Source organism: Pleurocapsa sp. PCC 7327 (assembly GCF_000317025.1).
Lineage (GTDB): Bacteria > Cyanobacteriota > Cyanobacteriia > Cyanobacteriales > Microcystaceae > Hydrococcus.
The window spans coordinates 2,132,139-2,154,685 of the sequence record NC_019689.1 but is presented as its reverse complement, the minus strand read 5'-3'; the positions used below and the strand labels follow the sequence as shown (position 1 = coordinate 2,154,685).

The 22,547-nt window shown below is 45.2% G+C and carries 13 protein-coding genes and 3 pseudogenes; 7 read left to right on the top strand and 9 right to left on the bottom strand.

All coding sequences use genetic code 11. The features are described from left to right. The first annotated feature begins 8 nt into the window (after window positions 1–8). The gene (locus tag PLE7327_RS09565; protein WP_015143640.1) at window positions 9–1,409 is read left to right on the top strand and encodes a (Fe-S)-binding protein; all 1,401 of its coding nucleotides are present in this window, start codon (window positions 9–11) and stop codon (window positions 1,407–1,409) included. A 319-nt stretch (window positions 1,410–1,728) separates the two neighbouring features. Continuing rightward, window positions 1,729–2,277: a Dps family protein gene (locus PLE7327_RS09560; RefSeq protein ID WP_015143639.1), complete on the top strand. Its 549-nt coding sequence runs from the start codon at window positions 1,729–1,731 to the stop codon at window positions 2,275–2,277. 401 nt (window positions 2,278–2,678) lie between these two features. On the opposite strand, the gene PLE7327_RS25755 is transcribed toward PLE7327_RS09560, so the two are convergent. From PLE7327_RS25755 to PLE7327_RS23955, 5 genes and pseudogenes are all read right to left on the bottom strand, one after another. After that, window positions 2,679–10,370: an esterase-like activity of phytase family protein gene (locus PLE7327_RS25755; protein ID WP_015143638.1), complete on the bottom strand. Its 7,692-nt coding sequence runs from the start codon at window positions 10,368–10,370 to the stop codon at window positions 2,679–2,681. A 623-nt stretch (window positions 10,371–10,993) separates the two neighbouring features. After that, window positions 10,994–11,542 (bottom strand): YqeG family HAD IIIA-type phosphatase, encoded by a 549-nt coding sequence (locus PLE7327_RS09545; RefSeq protein ID WP_015143637.1) that lies wholly within the window; start codon window positions 11,540–11,542, stop codon window positions 10,994–10,996. A 34-nt stretch (window positions 11,543–11,576) separates the two neighbouring features. After that, the gene (locus tag PLE7327_RS09540) at window positions 11,577–12,200 is read right to left on the bottom strand and encodes a class I SAM-dependent methyltransferase (protein WP_015143636.1); all 624 of its coding nucleotides are present in this window, start codon (window positions 12,198–12,200) and stop codon (window positions 11,577–11,579) included. Between the two features lie 64 nt (window positions 12,201–12,264). Further along, window positions 12,265–12,699: a hypothetical protein gene (locus PLE7327_RS09535; RefSeq protein ID WP_015143635.1), complete on the bottom strand. Its 435-nt coding sequence runs from the start codon at window positions 12,697–12,699 to the stop codon at window positions 12,265–12,267. A 393-nt stretch (window positions 12,700–13,092) separates the two neighbouring features. Continuing rightward, window positions 13,093–13,302: pseudogene (locus tag PLE7327_RS23955) on the bottom strand (Hsp20/alpha crystallin family protein); the annotation flags it as partial. A 118-nt stretch (window positions 13,303–13,420) separates the two neighbouring features. Here PLE7327_RS23955 and PLE7327_RS09525 point away from each other — a divergent pair. Continuing rightward, window positions 13,421–13,960, top strand: a complete 540-nt coding sequence (locus PLE7327_RS09525) for a THUMP domain-containing protein (protein WP_015143634.1) — start codon at window positions 13,421–13,423, stop codon at window positions 13,958–13,960. Window positions 13,961–14,019: 59 nt separating this feature from the next. Here PLE7327_RS09525 and glp read toward each other — a convergent pair whose 3' ends face one another. Further along, window positions 14,020–15,267 carry a gephyrin-like molybdotransferase Glp gene (gene glp / locus PLE7327_RS09520; protein ID WP_015143633.1) on the bottom strand — a complete coding sequence of 416 codons (1,248 nt, stop codon included), beginning with the start codon at window positions 15,265–15,267 and terminating at the stop codon, window positions 14,020–14,022. Window positions 15,268–15,415: 148 nt separating this feature from the next. Between glp and PLE7327_RS23305 the strand changes: the two are divergent. Continuing rightward, a pseudogene (locus PLE7327_RS23305) lies at window positions 15,416–16,257 on the top strand (IS5 family transposase). Between the two features lie 62 nt (window positions 16,258–16,319). Further along, window positions 16,320–16,484: a hypothetical protein gene (locus PLE7327_RS24325; protein WP_217523360.1), complete on the top strand. Its 165-nt coding sequence runs from the start codon at window positions 16,320–16,322 to the stop codon at window positions 16,482–16,484. Between the two features lie 204 nt (window positions 16,485–16,688). On the opposite strand, the gene PLE7327_RS09510 is transcribed toward PLE7327_RS24325, so the two are convergent. The 3 genes and pseudogenes from PLE7327_RS09510 to PLE7327_RS09505 all read right to left on the bottom strand — a co-directional run bounded on the left by PLE7327_RS09510 (window position 16,689) and on the right by PLE7327_RS09505 (window position 18,594). Then, complete coding sequence (locus PLE7327_RS09510; protein ID WP_371265282.1) at window positions 16,689–17,018, bottom strand: IS630 transposase-related protein; 330 nt, start codon at window positions 17,016–17,018, stop codon at window positions 16,689–16,691. Between the two features lie 93 nt (window positions 17,019–17,111). Further along, window positions 17,112–17,264: pseudogene (locus PLE7327_RS26490) on the bottom strand (helix-turn-helix transcriptional regulator); the annotation flags it as partial. 154 nt (window positions 17,265–17,418) lie between these two features. After that, window positions 17,419–18,594, bottom strand: a complete 1,176-nt coding sequence (locus tag PLE7327_RS09505; protein WP_015143632.1) for an LptF/LptG family permease — start codon at window positions 18,592–18,594, stop codon at window positions 17,419–17,421. 126 nt (window positions 18,595–18,720) lie between these two features. Here PLE7327_RS09505 and PLE7327_RS09500 point away from each other — a divergent pair, with 126 nt between their 5' ends. Both PLE7327_RS09500 and ppsA read left to right on the top strand, forming a co-directional pair. Further along, on the top strand, window positions 18,721–19,500 hold the full coding sequence (locus PLE7327_RS09500; protein ID WP_015143631.1) for an SDR family oxidoreductase: 780 nt from the start codon (window positions 18,721–18,723) through the stop codon (window positions 19,498–19,500). 619 nt (window positions 19,501–20,119) lie between these two features. Then, entirely contained in the window at window positions 20,120–22,546 is a 2,427-nt protein-coding gene (ppsA, locus tag PLE7327_RS09495) for a phosphoenolpyruvate synthase (RefSeq protein WP_015143630.1), read from the top strand. Window position 22,547 lies beyond the last annotated feature (1 nt).

Below are 22,547 nucleotides of genomic sequence, written 5' to 3'. Positions count from 1 at the left end.
AAGTAATTATGCAAACATCAGATAAAGCTTTAAATAATCCAGTTAGATCGATTCCTAATGAATTGAAAAGCTTTGACGTACAAAATTTGCTCGATAAAGAAATCAAAGGATTTGACCCCAAAAATCCTCCCAAACAAGACTTAATCGATACTTGCGTTCACTGCGGATTTTGCTTATCGACTTGTCCAAGTTATCGAGTTATTGGCAAAGAGATGGATTCTCCGAGAGGAAGGATTTATCTCATGAATGCAATTAATAAAGGTGAAGCAGCATTAGACGAAACGACTACCCAACATTTTGATTCCTGTTTGGGATGTCTTGCATGCGTCACTACTTGTCCCTCTGGCGTTCAATACGACCAATTGATTGCTGCAACTCGTCCTCAAGTCGAACGCAATCAACCTCGCAGTTTAAAAGATAAGTTAATTAGAACGTTAATTTTTAATCTCTTTCCCTATCCCAATCGCTTACGAATTTTCTTGCCCCTATTGTGGTTATATCAAAAACTAGGCATACAAAAATTAGTTCGTGCGACGGGTTTGCTAGATCGATTCTTCCCTCGCTTAGCAGCAATGGAATCAATCTTACCGGAAGTTAATTTAAAATCTTTGCGCGACAATTTACCCGATATTATTCCCGCACAAGGAGAGAAACGCTATCGAGTTGGAGTAATTTTAGGTTGCGTGCAGCGTCTCTTTTTCTCACCAGTTAACGAGGCAACTGTGCGAGTTTTAACGGCGAATGGTTGCGAAGTTGTTATTCCCAAAACACAAGGTTGTTGCGCAGCTTTACCTGCGCACCAAGGACAAGAGGAACAAGCGCAAGCTTTAGCTAAACAAATGATAGACAGTTTCGAAGGAACGGGAATCGATTATGTTATCATCAATGCAGCAGGTTGCGGACATACTCTAAAAGAGTACAATCATATTTTAGAAGATAACCCGGAATATCGAGAAAAAGCTAAACAATTTGTCGCCAAAGTAAGAGACGTTCAAGAGTTTTTGGCAGAAGCAAAATTAACGACAAATTTATCGCCATTAACCGAAAAAGACTTGACAATTGTTTATCAAGATGCTTGTCATTTGTTGCACGGACAAAAAATTAGCTTGCAACCGCGTCAGTTGTTAAAACAAATTCCTGGCGTGAAGTTAAAAGAACCGATAGATGCTGCTTTATGTTGTGGCAGTGCCGGAGTTTATAATATGCTTCAACCGGAAGTGGCTAATGAATTGGGTCAGCAAAAGGTTAAGAATTTGCTCGATACGGGTGCGGAATTAATTGCCTCTCCCAATCCTGGTTGTTCGTTGCAACTTAAGAAACACATGCAATTGAAAGGTCAAGAAATTCCTCTAATGCATCCGATGGAATTGTTAGATTATTCAATTCGGGGAATTAAGTTGAAAATTTAACAAAAGGTTTGGGGAAGAGAGAAGCTTTGCTTGGGGGAAGGGAAAACGTTTATAGATTTTTTCCCTTTCCCTTTTCCTCCCTACGTTGTTCTTCCCCTGTATTTGAAGAACAGTTTGTTATTTTTGCAAGAGGTTTAGTCTCTAGCTTCTCTCGTGCCAAGTCGAAAATCGACTCGTCCATTACTCTACCAATAAGTCGCCTATTCCCAAAGGTAGATAAACGCAGAAAATAAACTTGGGAACTCTTACATTTAACAGATGTTCGATCGAGATAAGCTTGCTCTAATAAAAGAGAAGTTGCATTGGAAAGTATTTAGTTATGCCTAAATTAAATATTGGTCTTACAGAAGAACAAAGACAAGGCGTAATAGGACTTCTCAATATCGATTTAGCAGACTTTTATTTGCTGCTAATTAAGACCAAGAAATATCACTGGGATGTGATTGGACCTCAGTTTCGCTCTTTACACGAGTTGTGGGAAGAACAATACGAGACTTTGACTGCTAACATCGATCGGACTGCCGAAAGAATTCGTGCGTTGGGTGGCTATCCAATAGGTACTGCTCAAGGATTTCTCCAACATAGCACCATTCAAGAGCAACCTGGCACGCTACCCACTGCGAACGATATGGTGATGAGCTTGGTTAACGACCACGAGCAAATTATCCGCAACCTGCGCGAGCATGTCGATCGTTGCAGTGATGAATTTCACGACGAAGGAACGGCTGACTTTTTGACTGGCTTGATGGAAGAACATGAAGAAATGGCTTGGATGCTACGTTCTTTTATTGAAGGGGAAGATCTCAAGCCAAGCGGCGATCGCCCTGGATCTGAAATTAAGGAATCAATTGGTGTATATTCAAGCTAGTCAAAGCGGTGTCATGGGACAAAGCCAAGTAAGGCACTGAGTCCAAAACCAGGATAACTGCTAGCAAATTTTTCTCTCTCAAGTTGGGCGTTTTACCTGGATCGGAAAAAGACAAGGGATTATGATTTCCTTGTCGTTTTTTATGTTTGTATCAAATGTTACATAAATCGAGAAGATGCTTCAGTGGTCGCGGTTGCGATAGCATACGAGTCCCCAGTGTGGACGCTGGACTAACGAGATTTGAGTTGGTTTAAGAATTAAGAATATCGAGTTGTGGACTCCTTAAAGCAATTGCTTTTGAGGGCGATACCAATCATGATTCCAGAAGCGGCGCGATCGCTTTCAATTGATAAAAAGAAGTCGGAATTCGGAGAAGATACTTCCGACTTCTCTTGTCTTTCCTAGCCAAAGACAAAATTGGTTTCGGTAAGGCTATCGGCTTGAATGCCTTGTAGAATGGCAACATCTTGACCGAACGCCTCAATAACCGCGTCATTGCCTGCCTGACGCAGATTCCAATCCCCTCCCAATGCCCCGTAGGAAAGACTGGTGTCGGCAAAACCGATGACATCGCCTTCGGTACTATTGAAGTCAGTAATTGTATTCGCTACAGAAGGCAAGCCATCATCGCTGCTGGTAATCCAGAATTGGTCGGCTCCAATGCCACCTGTTAGTAAATTATCGCCCTCCCCTGCACCGAGGAAAAAGCGATCGCTTCCCTCTCCTGCCGAGACGATATCCTTACTGCCATCAAAGTTTCCGCTAGGATCGGCTGCATCGAATACATCGTCGCCAGAAGTCCCAAAGACAGTTTCTGGGAGTTCCGTACTGGCGGGCGCGACATTAGCGCTCAAAACCGTATCCTCGCGGAAGTTTAGATTTTGAATGCGGGTATCTTTTTCGGGAGCCACATCTGCTACATCGAACGGGTTCTGTTCGTTAAAATTAGCGGCGAGATATTCTGCTAGGGCATCCTGTTCCGAACCGTCGGCGGCAAAGGTAGCGACACCCGTGCGGTTGCTGGGAGCGGGATTTTCTGAGTCTTCCGTTACCAATTCCACTGGATTAGTGTTAGCAAACGTCGCGAAAGGATAGTCATCGCCGCCGCCCGCAAGGAAGTCAAGCGTAACGGTTCGGAAGGTACGGTTAGGATCGCCTTGCAGTTCGCCGTTTTGGGCGACGACATCGGTGACGTTGCCTTCATCGTCAGTGACAGCTAGCGACAAAACGCGATCGCCCTCTGGCAAGTCGGGGTCAAAGCTAAAGGAGATACCTGAAACTTGAGGAAATTGACCGGGCGTTTCGCCCGATGCCGTTGCTGCTACGCCGTGTTCGATAGTTTGGAGCAATTGTTCGGCGGTTAAAGTTAGTAAAGTCAATCCATTGTTAAAGCGTAAAGAATTGGCAATATCTAACTGGGAGATATCGCCCTCTTCTTTACTCGCTTCAGGATTAGCTGCGGTCGGCAGCAGGGCAAAATCATCGGGATCGGTCGAACCGCCCGCTGCTTCGATTACGCCGATACTAGAGCGAATGCCGCCGCCATTTTTGATGGAAATGACCGTGCTGGGATCGACCGCTTGAGCAGCTGCCAGGTTAGCATCGGCAGTTAGATTCCCTAAGTTGGTTTCCTCGGTGCGAACGAAGGTGCGATCGCCTCTGAGGAAAACATCGGTCTTGCCAAAGATGTTGCCGTCTTGCTCGTTAATTACGTTGCCCAGGGTGTCGGTAATGGCAACCACTTCTGGATCGGGAGTTCCGCCGACATCGGTTACTCCCTGCTCGTCGGTGGCATAAGCGCCGCTGATGTTGGGGTCGATGCTTTCAGGAACGAGAACCCCATTGGCATCGAAGTCGGCAACCAAGCGCCCGACGTACCGATAATTGGCATCGGTATTGACGAGCGCGATCGGTTCGCCAGAGGCAGAGGTGGTTAAGATGGGATAAGTTCCGCCGCTAGTATCTCCGCTTCTGAGGCGATCGCTCTCATCCGATAGCAAGGTATGGGAACCGCCGCCCACAATAATATCCACATCCCTCAGCAACGGGGCAACCGCTTGCTCGATCCTGAGTTGTTGGAAGTGACTCAGTAAGACTACCTTATCGATTCCAGTTGCCGTTAGCTCATCTACTGTCTTCTGAATTTCAGCAGCCAAGGCAGCAACATTGTTGGGATCGGAGGGAATCACTCCTACATCGCCAGAGGAAGAAATCGAGGGGAGAAGCGGTGTCGTCGCCCCTACAATCCCGATTTTTTCGCCATTAACCGTAATTACGGTACTTTCGGCAATTGTATTGGGAATAGTGCTGGCTTCTTGCCCGTTCGCCGTTACCAGCCCGCTCAAGTTGCTATCGGTACTGAAATCTAAATTAGAACTGAGGTAGGGGAATTGAGTACCGCGATAATTCTCATCGGGGCTAATCAATCCTTGGACTTCCCTCGTCCCCAAGTCGAATTCATGATTGCCAAATGCTGAGGCTTGAATGCCGATTTGATTCAAAATTTCAATGTCGGCTCGCCCTATCCCTTCTGTGCCAACGGGGGTATTAGCAAGGGAAGGATCGCTAGCGGCAAACAGGAAAGGACTGGGAATGTAATTGTCTCCGGAGGACAAAACCAAGGTATTTTTATAATCATCCCGTAGCCCGTTAATGACGGCGGAGAAGCGAGGTGCATCGTCTAACGCCTCAATCCCAGCCTCAAAGTCAGATCCATGGAGAAGTTGCAGCGTAAAAGCTTCTGACGCTGGTTCGGGTTTTGACTCTGTCAAGCGGAAGCGTCCTAAGATGGGTTCGTGGTCGCTCGCTTGGGTGGGAAAATCGGCATTGACATGAATGCTGTCAAACTCGGCATTTTCATACAAGCGATCGCTGGCAAATATATGGTCGAGAGACTGGGAATTGCCTTGGAAGTTGTACGAGTAGGTAGCATCGTCGGTTGCTTTGCCGATGAGATTGGTCAATACTCGCTCGTCTCCTTCACCCGCCAGCTGTGACAGCGTATCGGTAAACTCAAACGTATTGAAATCGCCCGTCACAATGACATTAGCGTCGGGATTTTTTGCCAGAAGTCCATCTACGAAGTTATTAACGACTTCTGCTTGAGCATTGCGCTCATCTTCCCCGGCTTGAACGAACGGCTGAGTTGCCCCAAAAATAGGCGTACTGCCGACGCGCGATGTCCAGTGATTGTTAACGATCGTGACTGTCTCGCCGTTGAAGGTAAAATCAGCCACTAGGGGATCGCGAGAATCGTTAAACGCCTCGACATCTAGCGACTGGAGGGAGTTTTTGTTAAGTTGAACTCGCTGTGGATTATACAAATAAGCAACTCGAATATTACCGCCTGGTTGCCCGCCGGAAGTGCCGTCTGCTGGCGGGACTTCAGCAAATTGATAAGTAGGGCCGCCTGCTGCGGCAATAGCATCTGCGAGGGTTTGCAAGGTGCGATCGCCTGCCGTTGTGCCGTCGTCCGTAGCGCCGCTATTATCCTGAATTTCTTGCAGGGCAAGGATATCGGGCGACTTAAGATTATTGACGATTTGGGAAGCAATCTGAGCAATTTGCTCGGTGTCGGACGGATCTAAATTCAGGACGTTGTAGCTGGCAACGGTAAGCTGGTTTTCTGTGCCAACTAAGGTAGTTTCTTCTTGTCCGAGTCCGCCATTGGTGACTTCAAAAGCTTCGGTAGCGACAACTTCGTAATTCCCAAAGTTGTAGTTAACTACGCCCGTCACGTCGCTGAGTTTGTCTGCAACTTTGACGCTTGTCTCAAAGTCGGGCAACACCTGTGCGTCGAGTTGTACTTGAATGCGTTCGGGATTGGTATCGTCGGCTTGCAAGGGAATACCGCCGCGAGAATTCAAACCGGGCGTTGCTAGCGCTCCCTTGTCCGTTACCGTCCAAATTTCGCCAAATTCGTTGGTTGGAGAAACGGCAACGGGATTTTGAATCGTTACCCGCATTCCTTCTAAACTTTCGTAGAAGTCGATCGCGTCTTCTTGGGGATCGAAAACTTCAAAATTGTCGTTTTCAACGATCTCACTTGGCGGCGTGCGCCCTCCTTCCCCTAAAATCAATGCTGCTGGCAGATCGTTACCCGTCGATCTTGTCGTAATTGCGGGCCGGACAATCTGAGTGACCGAAAGATTTCCCGTGTCTTTGCCGCCGGAAAGGAATTCTTGTACTGTGCCCTCAATCTCTAATTCATCGCCAACTGCGACGGTGGGGGCTGAATCGGTGAAGACAAAAATGCCCTCTGAAGTCGCATCGTTGCTATCTACCTCGGCATCTTGTAAGTAGAAACCTCGTTCGTCTACTGCCGTGACAATCCCAGTCGTTTTGACGGTTTGACCGACTAATGGGGAGGTCTGACTTTCGCCTTGAATCGCCGAAATTTCTACTGTTCCCTTGCTATTACTTTGAGCGTTAGGATCTGATGCCGGAGTGATTTGAGCGGTTGCGATCGCTGATGGGGAGGGATTGCGATCGCCGCTAGCCCTACCGAGACGGGGATCGAGATTGAGAGGTTCGGGTAATTTAATCTGAATAATTTCAGTGTTGTCGATTTCTGGCGGACGACCGATAGAGAAGGGATAGTTGTTGTCGTTGGCAACGAGGAGAGTATTTTCATCGATGACTAACAAGTCTTCGATGGTGACAAAGGGAAAGGTAAAGGTCGTGCTGCCATCGCCGTTGATGTCATTAGGATCTTGCACGTTCAGCAGATCCACCAATTCTTTTTTGAAGACAAAGCCGTTCTCGTCTACTTTAGAGAAGTCAACTTGGAAGATTTTCTTGAACTGGGCTTCCTCGCCTTCATTGCCATCCCGTTCGATAACTAGGAATTCGTTTTGGTTGATGGGCGTAAAATCGCCGATCGCGTGGCTGGGATCGTCTAGGCGGTAGTATCCAACTAAATCCTTGGAATAGGAAGAGTTAGCAACGTCATACTCATAGATGCGCAGGGCATTATCGGGATCGCCCTCTACCGATCCTTCTAGTAAAGGATACAGAGTTGCGCGATCGGGGCTGTATGCCATGCCCTCAAAACCGCGAGAACTGGCTAAATTAGCTTCTTCTGGGTCGTCGGTCAAAAAAGGGTTATCAGGCGATCGCACGAATTCGCCAATAACGCGATCGCGTACCAAATCTCCTGTCTTGGGAAAGTCAGTAAAGAACCCATCCACTCCTAACTGGATGTACTGTTCGTACTCTTCTTCTGCGGTTTGAGGCGTTCCATCTTCTTTCAACACCAAGAATCGTTCTTCATCGCGGAAGGTGTAGGGATGCACTTGCAATCCGGCTTCGTGGGCATCCTCAACCACCGGAAGCACTTCTCCGGTGAGCTGTTCTGTAATTTCGGGTATGCCGTCCCCATTGCCATCGACTGGCGTATCCAGCTTCTCGGTAAGAACGAAAGTGCGCTTCCAAGGTCCGATCCCATCGGCGTAGGTAGCTACAAAATCCTTCAGGAGGTTAACTTCTGAATCGCTACCTTGGTTAATTAAATCGCCGTAAGTCGTCTCAGCCGTAATTAAATCCGTTCCGTAGATCGATACAGGGTCGAAGTTGGGGTCGCTAAAGTTGGAGACGATATCGTAGGGCTGTAGCTGGAATTCGTCGTACAGCTGCACTAGGGGCGTATTTTCTAGCGGCGTTCCAGGCAAAAGTTGCTTGTCCAACTTCAGCAGGTTCTGCACTTCAAAGGACTGAATAAACAGTCGATTGGGATCGGTGAAGCCTTTATCTAGTAAAGTTTCTACCAAAGGCTCTTCAAGGGACAGTCCCTGCTGGGCGAAGTAGGTGGGATGCTTGGTTTCGGGATAAATACCAATTTTTTGCCCCGTCCGCGCTTCGATATCTTGTACGAGGTCGATAATTTCCTCAAGCGTAGGAATTTCATATAGCCCGTTAAAAGACTGGTCGCGATAATCGCGAGGCTGAACGGCTCGCAAGGTTTTAATTTCTTCTAGCGTAAAGTCTTCGGCAAACCAGCCCGTATAGCTTACGCCATCAACGGTTTTAGTCGTTCGGCGGTCGGCAAACTCTGGACGAGTAGCAACGTCGGTGGTCGTGTTGGCTGGGATGACTTCGCCCGTTGCCGGATCGACAACTGCAAGCATGGGTTCGTGACGGGCGATTAATACCCTATCTTTGGTGCTGACTAAATCGGGTTCGATGAAGTCAGCCCCTTGTAAAATCGCTCGCTCGTAGGCAGCTAAAGTGTGTTCTGGCAGTTCGCCGCTAGCGCCTCGATGTCCGATGACTAGCGGTTCTTGTTCGTTGAGGGTTTTCAGATTGGGGAGATTGGGAGTAGAAATAGGCGCTTCTTGTAAGACTCCGTTAGCATCAAAGTGTAGCAGGTAGGGACCGAATTCCTCTCCCATCCAGAAGCTACCATCTTCGGCAACGACGAGCGATTCTACATCGAAATCCGCCCCCGTTAGCAATCGCTCTTCCGTATTTGCGTTAGTAATTTCCCAAGGGATTAATCTCTTGGGGTCGGATAATTGAACGAACTCTTCTACATTGACGCTACCGTCTCCCGCTTCCGAACCGACAAAATTGGGGTCTGCTTTATAAATCCGCAACAAATAATCGGCACTGTTGTTTTTCGCGCCAAAACCATTATCGGAGAGGAACCAGAAGTTTTCTCCATCGGCAAACTGAACGCCGCTAAAGCCTTGAATCGGCTGTCCTTCAAAAGGGCCAGTGCGATCGTTAGCCGCAATTGGCTGCCCCTTGCCATTGTCTGCACCTGCCGGAGGTCCTTGCGCAAAGCTATCGGCAGGAAGCGAAGCAAATCCCTCTAACTCTGGACGCGGCACCTCCTTTGGTTTAACACCAAACAAGGTCTGGTACATGAGGCGATAAATTTCGGTGTTGTCCAGCGTGCTGGGCAGTTTGTCGGCATTGAGACCGTAGGTTTTGGCGACGATGCTGCCGGGAACGTCAGACTGAGTTGCCCAACCAATGCCGAAGGGATAGGTATTGCCATTAGCGTCGGGTTGGGAGATAAAAGGCTCGGTATTGGCTCCGTTGGTGCCATCTAGGGGCACTTCGGTTCCGGGTTCGGTGGTCGGATTGACTTCCTCGGTTCCCACGGTTTCATCGGCGGCTAGGGGATCGCGCACTTCCAAACCGCCAGCATCGCTATCGGCAGCCGTGATTAGCAGCGTATTGGGGTTAACGTTATCGATATAATTTTGCGCTACCCCAATCGCATCGTCGGCTCGTTTGGCTGCTTCAACTAACCCAGCTGCGTTATTGTTGTTGCTAAAATTGTCCGTGCCTTCTTCTTCCATCACCACCATAAATCCATTGGGATTCTGGGAAACGATGGAGAGGGCGGCTTCTAGCATTTGCGCCACTGTGGGAGGATTTTCGTTGCCCGGTTGCCCATAATTTCCTAATCCTTCGGCGGCGTTGACTTCTTCTGGCTGGTCGTTGTAAGTATCTTCTGCTGCAAAAATCCCCAAGACTTTCTGAGTTCGGGGGGGCAGATTTTGCAATTCTTCGAGGGTGTAGACGACAGTATAGCCTTTCGCCCTTGCCTGTTCTATTAAGTTGCGTCCGTCTTTTCTAACCCCTTCTTCTCCAAAACGTCCGACTGTCCCAACGGGCAAGTAATGAATTTCGCCCCCGCCAAGGATGACGTTGACCCCAGATTCTAAAATTTGGGCGGTGATACCCGTAAGGTCGCTGCGGCTTTCTGCTTGTGCTAAAAAGGCTCCCGTTCCCGGTTCGGCGATGATGCCAGAGTTGATAATTGCCGTTGCCTTACCAGCCGCGATCGCTTCTTCCATAATAGTCAGTCCGGTTTTGCCGGACTGGGAAACGACGGGATTGCCATTTTCATCCAAACCAAAAGAATCTGCCTGCACCTTTACGCCCATGGCGTGGGTAACTGCACCAGCGTTGGAAGTGCCGGTGAGCTGGTCTTTCATGTGTCCCAGATATACCCCAGCATTGGACATCCTGTCCCAGTTGAGTCGCCCATCGGGTCCATAGTGGAGGAAACGGGCAGCCGCGTAATGAGATGGGCTAGTGCCGTCTGGGTGGATGAAGATGACGCTGTTGGTGTTCGCCATAGTTATCAAATTCCGTTAGGAACTCCTCAAAAGGTTAAAAATGAGCTGCCCTAGCACAGAAGTCATGACCAACTTCCCGTACTCTTGCGCTGGTAAGGTTTACCATTTAGTAGAGTTTCATCCCCAGGTTAAGAAACGAATAGATTTAGGTTAAATTTTGTGCGCGATTCGGTATCGCGATCGCCTTTCTGTAACGGTTGATGACAATCGCGCTTTTGACTTCAATTCACAATTATTTCGCTTTTAGCAAATTTAAATTTCATGGCACTCGTTTGCCAGAAAACTTGGATGTTGCCAACAGTAATGGTTGGTGTTTTGTCAGTTATTGCAATTTAGTTATTTAGTATTTTTTAATCTTATTGATTTATTTTATTTTGGCTTTTTCTATCGATCCCCTTCCTTAAGCTCTCTTGTTTCCTCCGATCCCCGTCGATTTTCAATACAGCAGAAAGCGCTAGATTCATTTTTGCTGATGCCAGAACTAGCGCTCTCCATTTTTTTATTGAGTTTTATTATATTTAGGGTCTTTATATTGGCTGACCCCATTTGAAACCTACTATATAGAATTCCCTAAATTTGCCAAATTCTTTAATTCCTTAATTATTTTTTTATCTTTCTTTTTCTTAAGTCTCGTCACTTTTTGTAAACATTTGTTGAGTTGTCGTTAAAGATACGCCAAGTTTTTTGGATAGCCAAACTTCAAAGTTGCGGATGGGGTAAGAACGTGCCGCGATCGCGGGATCGACCATTGGCTCTACTAAAATAGTAAACATTCCCAAGCGGTTGCCTGCGATCGCGTCGGTAAAAAGGCGATCCCCAACCATTGCTACCTGCGAGGCTGGTAAATTCAATGCCTGAAGGGCTTGTCTTAACTTCCGTCGAGATGGCTTTCTCGCTCCCCAGGTATACGGCGCGTTAAGGGATTGAGCGATCTTACCGATGCGATTTTCGCTTAAATTGTTACTAACCAGCCAGATTTTCGCTACCTGTCTAATTTCAGTTGCCCATTGCATCAATTCTTCAGATACTTCTCTGACTCTGAGAGGCACTAGCGTTTCATCCACATCCAAAACCAAACCTTTAAGTTGGTAATGGTGCAAAATCTCTGGCGTTATGCCCAACACGGTATCTCCTAAAATGAGATCGGGCTGTAAAAGATCTACCTTCAACATTGATTGATTTATATAAATGGGGACGTTGTTAATCTTATTTCCTTGCCTGAATGACTTGCAAACTTCCTCCGAGATAAAGACGCTGCCGACAGTCCGAAAACCCTACAGCCTTGAGTCGCTCGACTAAATCTATCTCCAGTAGCTGCCACGCCGTTTCCGTTTCAAACAACCACATAAAAATTGCCAGAGGCAGCCAAAATAAGCTGTTAGTTGGCTTGTGGAGGTCGATCGCGGTAAAAATCCCTCCTGGCTTGAGAACGCGATAAACTTCGCTTAAAATTTGTTGGAGTTGTTCTGTTTCCATCTCGTGTAGGGCAACGCTGGTATGCACGAGGTCGAACTGCTCGTCAGGCAGTGGCATTTTTTCTGCCAACCCTTCGATATAATTGGCTTGAGGAACCGAACGAGCTGCTCTTTGAAGGGCAAGGGGGGATGTATCCAATCCGGTCACGCGATTGGAGAATCGCACCAAAAATCGAGTGGTCTGACCCGCACCGCAACAAAGGTCTAAAATCTCGGTATCGGGTTTAATGTCCAAATCTTGCAAGGCAAGATGGCGAAATCGCTTTTCTCCTCCAACGCCAAGAGCAGCTAGATGAGAAATGCCATCATAGAGCCACTGATATTTATAGCTTAGGGGTCTTAGAATTGTAGCCATTTATAAGAGTTTGGGGTTCGGAGTTCGGAATATTTCTCCTGGCTCCTAATTCCCGTATTTTGTACTAAAAGGATACTTGTTCTTGCAATCTTTTTCCTCTGGGATGATGTTGCATCCATTGAAAAGAAACAACGTTTAACAAAAGTCCGATCGCGAACAAAATAACCATTAAAGTGATTTGATACCAGGCGATCGGCGTTACAAATAGATCGAGGATGATGTGGAGTAAATTCATGACCGAATAAAAGACTGTCAATCCAAAATGAGCAACTCTGAAGCGTTTCGACTCAGTAAAAGCCGTAGCGATAATAGCAAACATTGGCAAGACAAAAAAAGCTAACATTAACCACATAACCCAAGAAATATCTCCAATTTCATGGGAATGAGCGACGCTTTTTCCGTGAAATAGAGGCATTAAACCTAGGTCGGTGTGAAAAATTGTTCCTAAAAGAAAAGTTGTCCAAAGAGTAATGATTTTCCCTTGATAATTGACTGACATAATTATTAATTTCTTGATGATTCAACTAGGGTAATTGTCTTTTGATTTTCCCAAAAAAATAAATTTCTTGGAACCTAAATATCAAGTTGCATCAACCGCTTATGCAGTCGTCTAAAGACGACTTTAAACATGAGACAGCGATTTGAATTGCTGACTCTTGTAATTAATTTCCTGTCCGATCAAAAAAGTCTTCTAAACAAGACCCGATAGGAATTTTAGTCTATTTTAATAGTGTTAAGCTTTGAACTTAGAACTTTAGTTCTAGGCGTTGATGCCCAAGATACAAGATCTAAGTTTAAACAGAATAAATTAATTATAAATGAAAACTTTTCAATTCAAAAGCCTTAGTAATATTTAGCAATATAGAGCCAAGACTCCTAAAAGAGAAACTAATTAAGCAGCAGTTGGTTCGACGAGATTAACTTTGACAACTTTGTTCTTTTCTGCTTGAGTTTTAGGCAAGGTCAGATGTAAAATCCCATCTTTGTACTCTGCCGTGACATTGGTATTTTCAACCTCAGCAGGCAAAAGAATTCCACACTGGAATTTGCCATAGTGAAATTCACTCTTGGTGACATCTTTTTCTTCAGCTTTGGTTTCAGACTACTGAATAATTTTAGTACGGAGAACCCTTTATTTTAATTTCTTTGAATTACAGGGCAGTTTTAAACCGAGCGAGAATAGGATTAGAAAAGCAAAATAAGAGGAGGCGAGAAGGATAATGCGCGATTGGAATGTAGTAGTTAATCTTCACGAGCACAGCTTTCAAAAAGCCTTTAAAGAGCTCCAGGGATTTGGAATCGTCAGTGAAACTGACTTTTTTAACGTTTTAGCGATGAAAGTTGGCGATATCAACCGATTTCTAGAAAACTTACAGGAGTGGATCGCAAACCATCCCGATTTTTTGACTCGCATTGCTCGCATCGTTCCCGTAACCAATACCTTTACTTTTCAATCGCCTGAAGAATTTGAAGCTAAGGCAAAAGAGATTGTTTTGCAGTGGGTGCCCCAACTGGCAGGTAAAAGTTTTCACGTGCGAATACACCGTCGCGGTTTTAAAGGTCGCCTCTCCAGTTTGGATGAAGAGCATTTTCTCGATAAAATTTTGCTAGAAGCGCTTGAGAAAGCGGGAACGCCAGGACGCATTACCTTTGAGAATCCAGATGCGATCGCGATTGTAGAAACCTTGGGTCAATGGGCGGGTTTAGCTTGCTGGAAGCGAGAAGATTTAGAACGCTATCCCTGGATGCGGATTGATTAAAAATGGTTATTAGTTAGTGGTTAGTTGTCACTAACATTTCCTCCAACTACTAACTACTATCAACGACCAAATGCCCCGGCCACCAGCATTACATCGACTTCTTGTCCTGACGCGATCGCCGTTTGACCGACAGGTAAAACAGCCAAACTGTTCGTTCGTGCTAGATTGATGAGATTGGCTGAATTTTGAGCGCCACCCGCCAATTGAAACTCGCAGACACCGTCAACTGACTGCAACTGTCCCCAAAGATAAGTTTCTCGCTTGCCATCAGAAATCAAACGATCGCGCGATCGCACTTTCATAAAAGTCGGCAGCCAATTGTCCGACAAACCCGATAACTTTCTCAAAGCAGGTTGCACGAAACGCCAGCAACTAACTAGGGCAGATACTGGATTTCCGGGAATGCCAAAGTAGGTGCAACCATTGGCAAACGCGGCAACCGTGAGCGGTTTTCCGGGTTTAATCGCAACGCTGCGGATACGGATTTCTCCTCCCAACTCGGCGAGGAGTTGCTCGACATAATCATAATCTCCCACCGAAACCCCGCCTGTAGAGAGAACTATGTCGGCAGTGGCAATCGCTTGAGTCATTTTCTCTTTGAGGAGATCGGGTTTATCGGGTACGATGCCCAAGCGAATGGGAATTCCTCCCTGACTTGCCACAAATGCAGCCAAAGCATATTGATTTGAGTCTACAATTTTTCCCGGTTGCAGGGTTCTATCGGGTGGAACCAATTCATCTCCCGTCGAGAGAATAGCGACGCGGGGGCGGCGATAGACCGTTAATTGGGTACATTGGGCAGTCGCTAATACAGCAATCTCAGGCGCATTAATTACTATACCTGGCTCCAGTAGCGGATTGCCTGCCTGGTAAAACGATCCCCGCTGGCGGACGAAGGCGTTTGACCTACTTGGGGGAGATAGCACTAAAACGCAATTTCCTTCTCGTTTGGTATTCTCCTGTATGACAATAGTATCTGTCCCTTCTGGCATCATCGCCCCAGTAAAAATACGCGCCGCTTGTCCCGATGCGATCGCGCTTTTGGGCTGAACTCCGGCGGGAATCTCTTCAACGATTTCTAAAATGGCGGGAGATTCGGCACTACAGGATTCAACATCGGCAAACTTAACTGCATAGCCATCCATCGCCGAATTATCCCAGTAGGGAAAGTCTAGATCGCTAGTAACGGGTTGCGCCAGAATACGACCTGTGGCATCTTTTAGAGTAACGACTTCGGTATCTTTTCGTATATCGAGTGGCTTAACTAGCTCTAGAATGATTGATTCTGCTTCTTTAACTGACAACATAAAAAATTTAACGCTGCTGCCGTTAAGAAGATTGTAAGTTTTAATGAAAGACTCAGCAATTCTTAATTGATCTCTTGCTGTTTACAATAGACCTCCAGCAAAAGTCAGAGTAAGTTAGGTAAAATAAAACCAAATTACAATTCGAGTTATGACTTACTCTCAAGTAAAAAATTTAAAACCGACAGAGTTTAAACGGCTTTGTGGAGTATATCCAGAGACGTTTAAAGAGATGGTAAAAGTTCTAGAAGCCGAAAAAGTCTTACAAAAAAAACAGGACGACCAAATAAATTAAGCGCAGAAGACCAAATCTTAATGACTCTTGAATATTGGCGAGAGTATCGCACCTATTTTCATATCGGAACTAGCTGGGGAATAAACGAGACAACGGCTTTACGAATCACCAGAAAAGTAGAAGATATTTTAATGAAATCGGGACTTTTCAATCTGCCTGGGAAAAAAGCTGTTCAACCCCAAAATACAGAAATTGAAATTGTCGTAGTAGATGTAGCAGAACATGAAATAGAAAGACCGAAAAAAACAAAAAGCTTACTACAGTGGTCGGCAAAAGTGTCACACGATAAAATCGCAAGTTTTAGCTGACGCAAAAACGAGACAAATTCTTTGTATTGCTCATGAGAAGGGAAAAAGTCATGATTTTAAGATTTGGAAAAATAGTAAAATAGGAATCGAACAACAGATAGAATGTTTGGCTGATAAAGGATATCAAGGAATTCAGAAACTTCATCCCAACAGTAGAATTCCCAACAAAAAAAGCGCAATCAACAGTTAAGTCTAGAGCAAAAGAAGTTTAATCGTAAGTTAGCAAGTGAAAGGATTGTAATTGAAAATATTCATCGCAGTCTAAAAATATTCAGAATTCTTTCAAGTCGATATCGCAACCGAAGAAGACGGTTTGGGTTGAGATTTAATTTGATTGCTGGCATTTATAATTATGAACTTCTTTCCCACTCCAATTATGCGATCGCGTAACACTTTTGCAGGAGGTCTAATAGTCTTTGGCTTCTCGATCGAACGCTGTAAGTCTTTCTACGGTGATTATTTCATTCCTTGCTGCTTACAATAGTCTTTGGCTTCTCGATCGAGCCTTTGAATTTCCTGTTTCCATCATCGTAATTTTTGCTGACGCTTTTCCCAATCCTCTGGTGATGGAGACTGAAGACCCGTATTCGGATTATACTTGCCATACTCTCGCCTAAGTCCTTTGAAATAAACTATGCCTTCATTAGGGTAGATATAGCATTTTTCAGTCTAGCGAGGTACGGTAACAACAATGAACAAACCAGTTACGAATATCATTAAGAGAGATTTGATTGAAAGCCAATTCAATGGCATGAGCTAAATCAGGATAAGTTCTCGCACCAAGAGATCGGAAAATGCTTTTGAGTTTTGACCAACAATTTTCAAGTTGAACGACTAATTCCCACTCCCGTAGTGGCTACTAACTGATGACGAAGTTCTTCTAAAGTAGCATCTTTATTACTGTTAACTAACTCTTGGAGAACCTTTAATTGTTCAGGGTTAAGTTTAGTCGGTGTTTGTTTGATTCTTACTTTAGGAGCAATCTGTCCGGTTTGTCGATCTTGTTTGAGTAATTTTTCGATCGAACTTAAGGCAACACCGAATTGTTTAGCTAATTGACGTTGAGATATATTGCCTTGATGATAAACATCAATAATTTTTGGTCTTAGGTCAAGAGAATAGGCTTTCATTTTTAGTTGACTTCCAGTCATGCGCTCGCTCTCTGCATTGTACCTCACCAGATCGGGAAATGCTATATTATTTCGATATTTGTTTGGTACGTAAAAAACATAACTCGGACACTATTAGTAATCCATCGAACCGATAATATCTTGAAGCTTGGCTATCATTTGAACGCGGGAAGAAATCTCAAGCTTTTGGAACATTCGTTTGAGAGCTTGTTTGACCCAATTCTGCGTTATTTATAATTGTGCCCCAATCTCGGCATTAGTTAGTCCTTAGGCTACTAACTCAGCCGCGCTTCGTTAAACGATTTGCAAAAGTCTCAAAGCCAGGAAATTAATTTCCTGGCTTATAAATAAAGTCCATTTTAAATGGACTGAAACACTTATCCAGTCGTCTTTAGACGACTTTACTTCTGAGGCAGCGATTTTAATCGCTGTCGGTTCTCCCTAACAGCCACAATCCCACTCCCAAACCGATAAAATTAGGCAACCACGCCGCCAGAAAAGGAGAAAAAATACCAATCGTGCCGAAGCTTCCCAGCGAGAATCCTAACACGTAATAAAGAAACACGATCGCGACGCTCAATCCAAAACTGGTTGCGCGACTCACGTGTTGAGGACGACTTCCTAACGCCGATCCGACTACGCCAAATACTAAACAAACAAAAGGAAATGCCATTTTTTGTTGGGTTCTCACTTCAAACATGAGAAGTTTTTTTTCATCGCCTGTCTGTCGGAGGAGTTTCATATACGCTTGCGCTTGAGCAATGTTCATTTCATCGGGATCGCGACCGAGAACGGCGAGATCGAAAGGAACTCTGGAGAAGGGAATCTGTCGGCGATCGAATGAAAGCGTCTCGTCGTAGGAAGTATCGGAAGCAATTTTATAGATCGTGCCATTAAAAAAATCCCAAGTTTGTTGTTCCCCGTTCCAACTTGCCGAGTCAGAAATAATAATTTGGTTTAAGTTTTCTCCTAGCCATTGCAAAATAGTCAGCATTTTCATCTGTTTGCCATCAAATTGTTTGGCATAAAATAAGCTTTTGAGTCTCTGCCTAGTTTCGCCGTTGGGCAACGTCACTTTCTCGTAGTCGGGATAGAAAATGTCTCTCGTCTGCCAAAAGGGATGTTCTTCCTGAATGGATTCCACTAAGATAGCTGTAGCTCGATAATTGGCTGCGGGGACGACTAATTCGTTGAAGAGAAAGGTTATTCCCGTAACCAATAGGCTAAGCGCGATCGCGGGGGCTACAATTCGATAGAGACTGACACCGCAACCGCGCAAGGCAATTATCTCGCTATTGTTGCTGAGGCGACCGAATGCCATTAGCGAAGACAGAAGAACTGAGATCGGCAAGGCATAGGAGATAAACTCAGGTACTTTTAACAGCAATACTTGTGCTGCTTGCACGATTGGCAAATTGGATTCAATAACTTTGTTAATCAAGTCGGACGAGTAACCAATCGCAACGCCTAAAGAAGAAAAAATGCCAATGCTTAAAAGAAAAGGTCCGATTAACTCAGTGACGATATAGCGATCCATAATTGATATGCCACCAAGCTGCGACTTGAGTAAATAATAAAGCGGTTTATCAAATTTCATCGCTATCGGTGATTATCGGCGGCAATATCTTTTCCCTGACCATTTAAATCGATCTTAGATATTAGAACAACTCGATCGCTTGCGTTACAATTTTTAACAAAAGCCGCAACTCTTATACTGAATACCATGAAAATCGCATTAATCACTGGTGCATCTTCTGGAATTGGTGCAGCTTTTGCTAGAGAATTAGCTGCCCGCAAGACCGATGTGGTCTTAGTTGCTCGTTCTGAAGAGAAATTAGCCCGACTTGCCAAACAACTCCAAGAACAATTTCAGGTTCGCTCGGAGGTTATCGTCCAAGATCTTATCGCGCCAGGAGCAACGCAATCCATAGCTGATGCAATTTCTGAAAAAGGGTTGACAATAGATTTATTGATTAACAATGCGGGTTTTGGCGACTATGGCGCGTTTGTAGACAGAGACTTACAGCGACAGGTAGAGATGATTCAACTCAACATTACGGCGTTGGTTGAATTGACCTATCGATTTCTTCCCGGCATGAAACAACGCGGTTCGGGGGGAATCATCAATGTCTCTTCTATTGCAGGTTTTCAACCTCTGCCCTATCTATCTGTCTATGCTGCCACAAAAGCATTCGTCCTCAACTTTAGCGAAGCACTTTGGGCAGAAAATCAAGGCACTGGCGTTCGTATTTTAGCCTTATGTCCGGGAGCAACAGAATCTGAGTTCTTCAACGTTGCCAAGTTTCCCTCATCTTTTGCTGGTGAGAATGGGAATCGATATACTCCAGCCGAAGAAGTGGTCAGAGATGCCCTGAAAGCTTTAGAACAAAATCAGTCTCATATAGTTACTGGCGGTGTCGGTAATAAATTGATGGTTAATCTCTCTCGCTTTTTTCCGCGCGATTGGTTAGTTAGTGCAGTGGAGAAACAGTTTAGAGGTTAGGAGATATTAAATCTGTTATAAAAATAGATTTTTATAACAGATTATGAGGGCGTTTTTCATCGTACCTGTCTCTTGTAAAAATATTTATATGTCATGTTGAGCGAAGCGCGAAATATCTCTTAGGTTCTTCGCTTTAGTGCGTTGGGCGACTAATGACATGCAGAATTTTTGGACCTATGCAAGAGGTCTATTGAAGTAGGGAATTTAGAAAGATACTTGCTCTCATTGTGGATGATTTTTATCTCGCGCAAAAACGCAGAGGCGCACAAAGAAAATCGCAGAGAAAAAAATAACAGTGTATTACAGGGTTTTTGTACTTTTAGTTAGAAGTTTTTAATTTTAATTACTTTATATTACCTGTTTACTGTGCGCTCTAATTCCCTACAAATTTTGTCTACTTGGTCAGACAAGGTGATACAAAATGAGAAATAGTGAAGGTAAATAAACACAATCCTCTCTATTTAAAAAAATGATTTTTTTGACTTCTAATTATTTCTTTTTATTAAGAATAGTAGCCGTTTATCCCAGTTATAATAAAAACGCGATCGCGGGAATACCAATGAATAAATTAAAACTCGCTACACTGAAATAAAACATAGAAAACTAAGGTGATATAAGAATGGGATCGATAGAAAGAGAAAAAGCTTTAATACTATGGTTTGAAGAAGTAGGGACAGAAGATGTCGGTTTAGTAGGCGGGAAAAACTCTTCTTTAGGCGAAATGATCCAACAGTTACAGCCCAAAGGGATTAACGTCCCAAACGGATTTGCAACGACTGCCCATGCCTATTGGCATTTTATTGAATCGGCGGGTTTAGAGAACAAATTACGGAAAATTTTTGCCGATTTAGATGTAGATGATGTTAATAATTTGCAGGAACGGGGACAATATGCGCGATCGCTAATTCTCAATACGCCTTTCCCAGCGGACTTGCAAGAAGCGATCGCCAATGCATATACAAGTTTATGCGAACGATTCGGGAGTGCAACTCGCCAACAGGTTGATGTGGCGGTTCGTTCTAGCGCAACGGCTGAAGATTTACCAGAAGCTAGTTTTGCCGGTCAACAGGAAACCTATCTCAACGTCTATGGGATCAAAGCCGTTATAGAATCCTGTCATAAATGCTTCGCCTCTCTGTTTACCGATCGCGCGATTTCCTATCGCCAGCACAACGGATTCGACCATTTTGCCGTTGCCCTTTCCGTCGGCATTCAGAAAATGGTGCGTTCTGACTTAGCCTCCTCTGGAGTCATGTTCTCCATCGACACCGAGACGGGTTTTAAAGATGCGGTCTTTATTACTGCTGCCTACGGATTAGGAGAAAACGTGGTTCAAGGGGCAGTCAACCCCGACGAATATCTAGTCTTCAAACCCACTCTCAAACAAGGGTATCGTCCTATTTTGGACAAACGGCTGGGCAGCAAAGCGATTAAGCTGGTTTACGATACGGGCGGATCGAAGCTGACCAAAAATGTCGCCGTACCTAAAGCCGATCGAGGGAAATTCTGTCTCAATAGCGACGAGATTTTACAGCTGGCAAAGTGGGCAATTCAAATTGAAGACCATTACTCTCAAGTCCGGGGAACTTACACCCCAATGGATATTGAATGGGCAAAAGATGGAATTACCGGAGAATTATTTATCGTTCAGGCGCGTCCTGAAACCGTTCAATCCCAGAAATCCGGCAATGTCCTCAAAACCTATCGATTGAAAGAAAGCACCCAAGTATTGGCGACGGGGCGCAGCGTCGGGGCGGCGATCGGACAGGGAAAAGCAAGAGTTATTCTAGATGTAGGCAAACTTAATGTCTTCCAACCAGGAGAAGTCCTAATCACCCATCGCACCGATCCCGACTGGGAACCGATTATGAAAAAAGCCAGCGCGATCGTTACTAACCAGGGAGGACGCACTTGCCACGCTGCTATTATTGCCCGCGAGATGGGAATTCCTGCCATTGTGGGTTCTGGAAATGGCACAGAAGTCATTAAATCGGGTCAAGAGGTGACGATTTCTTGCGCCGAAGGAGAAGAAGGTCGGGTTTATGAAGGTTTACTCGACTTTGAAGTCACAGAAACTACCTTAGACAATCTGCCTCGCACCCGTACGCAAATTTTCATGAATGTAGGCAATCCCGAACAAGCCTTTTCTCTCGCCAGCCTTCCCTGCGACGGGGTAGGGTTAGCCCGTTTGGAATTCATCATCGCTAACCACATTAAAGCCCACCCATTAGCCTTAATTCACTTCGACGAGTTGCAAGATGACTCGGTAAAAGCAGAAATTGCCGAGTTGACCAAACTGCATCAAGATAAACCCCAGTTCTTTGTCGATAAGTTGGCGCGGGGCATAGGCACGATCGCGGCGGCTTTCTATCCCAAACCCGTCATCGTGCGGATGTCTGACTTCAAATCTAACGAATATGCCAATCTTTTGGGCGGTCGTCAGTTTGAACCCAAAGAAGAAAACCCCATGCTGGGATGGCGCGGTGCATCCCGTTACTACGATCCGCTGTATCAACAGGCTTTTGCCCTCGAATGCGAGGCAATACTCAAAGTACGCGATCGCATGGGCTTAACCAACGTCATTCCCATGATTCCCTTCTGTCGCACGCCGGAAGAAGGACAGCGGGTAATCGAAGAAATGGCAAAAAATGGCTTGAAACGCGGCGAAAATGGCTTGCAGGTCTATGTTATGTGCGAATTGCCCAGCAACGTCATTCTCGCCGACGAATACTGCGAAGTATTCGATGGGTTTTCCATCGGTTCCAACGATCTCACTCAGCTAACGCTAGGATTAGATCGCGATTCTGCCTTAGTTGCCCATCTGTTTGACGAACGCAACCGAGGGGTAAAGCGGATGGTGAAGATGGCAATTGAAGCGGCAAAAGCAAAAGGTCGCAAGATCGGTATTTGCGGTCAAGCGCCCAGCGATTATCCAGAGTTCGCTAAGTTCTTAGTTGAATTGGGAATCGATTCTATCAGCCTCAATCCCGATTCTGTCCTCTCAACTTTATTGAAGGTTGCAGAAGTGGAAGGCGTTAAAGCGTAAG